Below are 1658 nucleotides of genomic sequence, written 5' to 3' on the forward strand. Positions count from 1 at the left end.
TATATTTGCAATTGTATTTAATTTTTATTATTAATAAATAACAGGGTTAAGTAATTAAAAGGGATACGTAGGTTCTGCTACGGCAGGCCTCATGAACTTTATTTTGCCTTAGTATAAAGTTCAGCAGATAGAAAAAAACAAATAGCACCTGGTATTATTCCATGTCCATTCAAATCATTCTGCCTGCTTGGTGGGCATTAATAAAAACAATTTAAGCATCAACGCCATGAAAAAGTATACATACTACAAAGTAGGCCTATTCATTAGCCTATTAGGCTTTAGTACCTTGACTTCTTGTGTGAACACAAGGGATTGTGTCAACAAAAAGCAAAATACACACTATCATTCTCTTGTTAATCCTACTGGTAGTTATAGCCTCCACAGATTCTATCAGAACAATCCGGTAACAGCTATAGCAGCGAAGGTAGTTGGAGGTGTTATCCTGTTGGGAGGAGTCCTGGTACCAGGGTGGTTTATAGTTAAACATTTTACCAATCAGTCTAGTGCGCTTGCTACTGGTACTTGCCCAGTTCCTGGACAAGATTTTATGCCATCTGAATGGAATATTACGGCTACTAGGACCCATCAGATAGAGGAGCTTGCAGCATTCGTTCATAAGGCGATAGAAAAGTACAAAGAATCGGATAATGCTGATGATAGTATCATAGATGAGCTTGCAGTATCTATTAATGATACCATAGAAAATCGCAAACCAGATTGGATTAATACCTTTGCAGTCCCATACACTATTAGTGATCCTATGCTTGTAGATGACCAGACCCTCAAAAGTATCGAGCAGGCTCATTGTGACCCAAAGCTTATAGCATGTTTGATGGAAAAAGGTTTAAGTCCAGATGCTAAAGCTTCAGACGGGTTTCCTTTATTGTATCATGCAATAGGAGCAAACAATACGGCAGCATTGGAATACCTTATAGATAAGGGAGCGAAGACTAATCCAACCAATAGCACTGGGATCCTAGAGTACGGATTAATGCTAGAACAGCAAAATATAGTTGACTATTTAATAAATAGAGTGGATAAGCTTCATAAAGAAGATATAACTGCTACCCTGGATTTTGCAGCAAAACTACCTGCAGCAAAACCAAATAATGTAGATACATTTAGTTCTATACTAAAAGTCATAGACCCCTGTAAATATATAGATAAAGATAAGTTGGAATCCTACCTCAAGGTTGAAGCCTCTAAAGAGGGAAATTCAACTGCCCCTATTCAACCAAATAGGAGCAAATTGCTACAGAACCGTATAGAAGCATTGTATCCAGCAGATAAAAAATGCCCAGGTGCGTAACAAGCCTTATAAAGTGGCTCTATCGCGCAATTGCGAAGCAGACTATCTTTAGGCTATGAGTAAAGCTAGCTAAGAAAAACCCGCGCTTGCAAAAAGCAACGATTAGAAAGCACAGTTTACAAGATGAAAGGAAATAGCTTGATTGAAGCATCTATACACTAATGTGGCAAAAGTGGACCCAAAAACGCCCCTTGTAAAATAGTTGCGATCAGAAAGTGACCGTTACAACTGAAATAGAAAAACAGTTCAGAGGTAGGTTGGAGCAAAGATTCTGTTTTTCCAGTTGTAACGAGCACTTTCCGCAACTTTTTACGTTTCCGTTCACCACCATGGCTTATGCTAGGAAAAA

General features: G+C 38.4%; 2 protein-coding genes. One reads left to right on the top strand and one right to left on the bottom strand.

Annotated features, from left to right (window positions below; all coding sequences use genetic code 11):
- Positions 1-226 precede the first annotated feature (226 nt).
- On the top strand, positions 227-1309 hold the full coding sequence (locus MUW73_RS03870) for an ankyrin repeat domain-containing protein (RefSeq protein ID WP_243018345.1): 1083 nt from the start codon (positions 227-229) through the stop codon (positions 1307-1309).
- A gap of 158 nt (positions 1310-1467) precedes the next feature.
- Here MUW73_RS03870 and MUW73_RS03875 read toward each other — a convergent pair.
- Positions 1468-1658 (bottom strand): hypothetical protein (locus tag MUW73_RS03875; protein WP_243018346.1); only part of this gene is annotated, 191 nt, incomplete at its 5' end.

Source organism: Candidatus Cardinium sp. cByotN1 (assembly GCF_022810525.1).
In the GTDB taxonomy this organism is placed as follows: domain Bacteria; phylum Bacteroidota; class Bacteroidia; order Cytophagales; family Amoebophilaceae; genus Cardinium.